The organism is Arenibacter latericius DSM 15913 (assembly GCF_000424985.1).
GTDB classification, from domain to species: Bacteria; Bacteroidota; Bacteroidia; order Flavobacteriales; family Flavobacteriaceae; genus Arenibacter; species Arenibacter latericius.
Genome location: NZ_AUKX01000085.1, coordinates 1 through 4,650, shown reverse-complemented (window position 1 = coordinate 4,650; position 4,650 = coordinate 1). Strand labels below are relative to the sequence as shown.

Here is a 4,650-nt window from a genome sequence, read left to right as displayed (position 1 = left end):
TGGCATTCCTTTTCCAATTGCCTGGAGGACCGCATGCGGTTCATATAACCGTAGATATAGAGTTTCAATAAATCTGCCGGATTGTATGGCGGTCTTCCCTGGGCGGGCAATGGATCAAAGCCCAATTCTCGCAGATCCATGCTTTCCACAAACTGATCGATAAAACGTACTGAATTGTCCTGCGGAACCATGTCGTCCAAACAAGTGCTGTAAAGTGTTAACTGCTCCCGGTCTTGTCCTTGTTGATATTCCATACCTTAAGTTACAAAAAACCGAGGTTGGATCTGAAGATGATGCAACGGGTTTTCAACAAGGTTATTAAGTTTTGAGACAGTCTGACGGTCTAGTATATGAAACGTAGCGTATAAATAAACACTAACTTTTCGGATTATACACGAGCCAAATTTTTATTTTTTCTATTTATCTTTAATTTTTTAAATATACAAAAATAAAAATTTGGTGGACTTAATAGAGAAGCAAAAACCTCTCGGAAAGCCTGTAATAGCTATGTTTTATATACATTGTTGTGCATAGTGCTTTTCACGTTTTGCTTGGTTTTCCGATGTTTGTTATTTAGTTCTAAATTGAGCGTTGGCAAGACATATTCTTTTACAGTTTTGGTGGTGCGATGGCTTGAGCGACTGTAAATGTGTATGGCTTTCAGCGTTGGCAATTCCGATTACTTACTTAATTTCAAAATCCGAAATGCACCTTGTATTACCACTATAAAAACGATTGTTCCGATAATCAAATCAGGTTTGTTGGAATTTAGCCAATTCACTAAAATTCCTGCGATTATTACTCCCAAATTGATAATCACGTCATTGGAAGTAAAAATCATACTCGCTTTCATATGTGCCTCTTCTTTGCTCTTTGACTTTTGCAAAATGTAAAGACAAATTCCGTTTGCGATAAGTGCTAAAATCGAAACGATAATCATCGTTGAAAAATCGGGAAGTTTCTCGGCTCCAAAAAATCTTCTCAACACTTCCACAAATCCGATAATCGCAAGTGTTATCTGAAAATAGCCTGCAATTTTTGCAATCCGTTTTTTCTTAATCAACGTTCCGCCAACCGCAAACAAGCTAATTCCGTAAACAAAACTGTCGGCAAGCATATCCAAACTATCGGCAACCAATCCCATTGATTTTGAGATGAGTCCTGTTGTCATTTCGATAATGAAGAAGACAAAATTTATTGCCAATACAATCCAAAGTAGCTTTTTTTGGTTAGTGTTTTCTTCAAAATCTTTTTCGTTGGTTTCTTCGGTCGAAATTTTCTTTCCACCTAAATTTAATTCGATAATTGACTTTTCAATTTTGTCGTTTTGACCATCGTGAAAAACAGTCAGTTTTCGGTTGGGAATGTCAAAATCGAGATTTTTGATTTCTTCAATTCCGTCCAGTTTCATTCGGATTAGATTTTCCTCGGAAGGACAATCCATTTTACTGATTATAAATATCGTTTTGTTCATTTTAGTCGTCATCTTCGTTTCCAAAAGGTTTGATAATTATCCCAACGCTAAATATAAAACCGTCTGTTGGTGCATAGATTTCGGGAAATTCTGGATTGTCGTGTGGTGGCAAAACCAATGGCGAAAACCTGCTTTGTCTTCTGTCCGTAAAGTTTTCAAAATTCACAAACGTTGTTCCCCATTTAAAATTTCGCATTGCCACAAAACCCATTGTTATGAAGTCGGTTGTTTCTGTTCCATTAGACAAAAATTGCTTTCCTGTGTAAAACGTTTCATAACCGATTCGCCATTTTTCAGATTCGTACATCAAAACACTTCCTGCGTTATGTTTTGCTGTCAAAGGTTTTTGAGGATTGCCAGCTAAATAGTTCAACCTTGTGTCAATGAGTGCATAATTTAGGAACCACCTAAAATCTTTATAGGTAAACTTGATGTTTGTTTCAGCACCTTTGCTCAAAATTTCATCTGTTGCATTCTCAAATTGGAAAAATCCATTATCAGTTGAATTTAACAGTAATGCTTCATTAATCGCAGTTACATAAAACAGTTGATTAATAGAAAAACCAACGGTTTCAAATAAACGTGTTTGATAGTTGAAATCAAGATTTACTCCATAAGAACGTTCCGCATTTAGTGAAGATTTATCAATACCAAGTACATTTTCGAAATTGATAAATTCTGCCTCTTCTGTAAAAATATCTGGAATTTTGTAGCCTAAACCACCACCAATTCTGCTCGAAAATCCGCTATCATTTTTGTATAGCAATGAAACTCTGGGAAGCGGAAAGAAGCCAAAATCAGTATTGTAATCTGCTCGCAATCCTGTTTCCAAAATCCAATTATCCGAAATGTCATAAATATTATTTACAAATGCTCCATAAGTTATGTCTGTTTGGTCACGTTGCAAAGTTGCATTATCATTTTCATCAAAATCGGAAGTATATAGGTTTGCACCAAAAATCCAATCTGTTTTATTGGCTGACTTTTGATAGTTTATTTCCGTGAATGTATTGGTTTGTTTACCGTCAAATGTAAAATCGGGAATGGTCAGTTCTCTGTCGAAGAACGAGATACTATTTTTGATATTTAATGAACTGACGGAATCTATTTGAGTTTCGTAAACCGCTTGACTGCTCAATCTTTTCGATACGTTTTCTTCGGTATATTGATGGATGCCATTTTCGCCACTTTCAATTTTTGTGATGTCGCCACCAATTCTGTCGTCATACGTTCCGTTTAAGCCAAACCAAAATGTTGTTTTTTCCGATGGATAATAAAAGAACTTTGGGTTGAATGAAATCGAAGTTGTTTTTGGTAAGTTACTAAAGCCATCATCTTCTGGGTCATACGCTTTTTGATAATGACCTGAACCATAAAGTGAAACACCAAATTTTTCATTCCGTTTGCTGTAAAATACATTTGCTGTACTTCCCAGAGCTTGGGTTTGTGTCAACATAATATCCAAAGCAGGTTCTTCGTCTGGTGTTTTGGAAACCATATTTATCAAACCTGCAATCGCACCACCACCATAAAGCGTTGATGAACTTCCTTTTATTATTTCAAATTGTTTTAAGTCTAATGGCGGAATTTGTAAAATACTCAAACCGCTGGAAAAACCGCCATAAAGTGGAAATCCATCTCTCAAAAGTTGTGTATATCGTCCATCGAGACCTTGAATTCTAATGTTGGTATTTCCGCTACTTAACGAAGTTTGTTGCATCTGTATGCCTGTACTTTCCCGAAGTACCATTGAAATATTCGTTGGGTTCATTACTGCTTTTTCGCTTAATTCCTCCGCTCCGATAAATTCTATTCTCGTCGGTATTTTTCTAACAGTTCTTGTACTTCTTGAAGATTGTATGACTACTTCGTCAAGTTCATTTCCTCCCGATTCGAGCTTGAAATCGAACGCTGTTTTTGTTCCAACATCAATAGTAGTTTCTATGGTTTCAAAGCCTATGTAAGAAATTTTTATAATAAGGTTTCCGTTTGGGATTTCTGTGAACCTTGCAATTCCGTCAAAATCGGTTACTGCTCCTTTCTCTAATTCTTCAAAATAGACGGTCGCTCCCAATAGTGGTTCGTTAGTTTCTGCATCTCTAACAGAAATGGAAATATCACTCGTCTGTGCGAAAGATATAATTGATACGAATAAAAATAATGTGTTTAAAAATATGTTTTTCATCTGCTTATTCTGGTTTAAAAGAATAATGCAAATGTATTTAGGATTTACTGCAACTCGATTGCAAAGATTACTTGTTACAGTTATCGCATAGACCTTTTACGACCATATTTGCTTGTTGTAGTTTGAAGTTTTCGGGAAGTTGAATTTTGGGAATAGGAACATCAAAAAGGCAGAATGTTTTATCGCAGTTTGTGCAATAAAAATGATAGTGCAAATCCTTTGGGTCGCAGTTACAACCTTTGGCACAAACCGCATATTTGGTCATTCCTGAACCATCTTCAATGCTGTGGATGACTTTGTTTTCCTCAAATTTTTTCAGCGTTCTGAAAATCGAACTTCTGTCCGTATATGCCAATGCGTTTTCAATATCTTTCAACGATTGTGCTTTTTCTTGGCTCAAAAGATGACGTAAAACCACAGTTCTGACTGCGGTGTTTTTCACTTTTTTTATTTTTAGGATTTCTTCTTCGGTTTGCATTTTCCTAATGTATCATTTTTTTCGAGCGTTGGCGAAAAACAGCTCTTTTATTTTTTTAGCGGTGGCTTATTGCGGTTGGAAAAAAATATATGTGCTGTTTGTGCGGTTGGCTTTTTTAGTTCAAATGTTGAATTTTAGAACGATTTTTTGCATTATGCACAACGGGAGTTTGTCTCAAAACTCCGTGATTACTGTTTTAAAAATACACGATTTTTTTCATTAGGTGAAAATAAAGTTGAGGGAGCGATTTCTTGTAGAGTGATCGCTTTGTGGCCCAAAGAGGATTAAAATGACGATTAGGGGCGAAGTTATTAATAGGAAATAGTTGTTTTGCACGGCCAAAAGAGTTTTTGGGACTATTCCTAGGTTGTAAAGTCTTCTTAGATTGTAGGCCAGGGCCATAAGCCCGAAATCTGCACTTGCTGCACCAATCCCTTTCTTGGTCATGATATGGTCAAAGCCCCACTGTCGTTTTATGGTTCCATAAGGGTGTTCCACCAATGCCTGTCGCAG

The 4,650-nt window shown here is 36.3% G+C and carries 4 protein-coding genes and 1 pseudogene; all 5 read right to left on the bottom strand.

The window, feature by feature from the left end; all coding sequences use genetic code 11:
- Nucleotides 1-254, bottom strand: a 254-nt coding sequence (locus H344_RS21585) for a transposase (protein ID WP_026811290.1), incomplete at its 3' end; no start/stop codon positions are given.
- Between the two features lie 425 nt (nt 255-679).
- On the bottom strand, nt 680-1,474 hold the full coding sequence (locus tag H344_RS0116525; protein WP_026811289.1) for a cation transporter: 795 nt from the start codon (nt 1,472-1,474) through the stop codon (nt 680-682).
- A gap of 1 nt (nt 1,475) precedes the next feature.
- Nucleotides 1,476-3,659 carry a TonB-dependent receptor gene (locus H344_RS0116520; protein ID WP_026811288.1) on the bottom strand — a complete coding sequence of 728 codons (2,184 nt, stop codon included), beginning with the start codon at nt 3,657-3,659 and terminating at the stop codon, nt 1,476-1,478.
- A 67-nt stretch (nt 3,660-3,726) separates the two neighbouring features.
- Nucleotides 3,727-4,137 carry a Fur family transcriptional regulator gene (locus tag H344_RS0116515; RefSeq protein ID WP_026811287.1) on the bottom strand — a complete coding sequence of 137 codons (411 nt, stop codon included), beginning with the start codon at nt 4,135-4,137 and terminating at the stop codon, nt 3,727-3,729.
- A 219-nt stretch (nt 4,138-4,356) separates the two neighbouring features.
- Nucleotides 4,357-4,650: pseudogene (locus tag H344_RS22205) on the bottom strand (IS1182 family transposase); the annotation flags it as partial.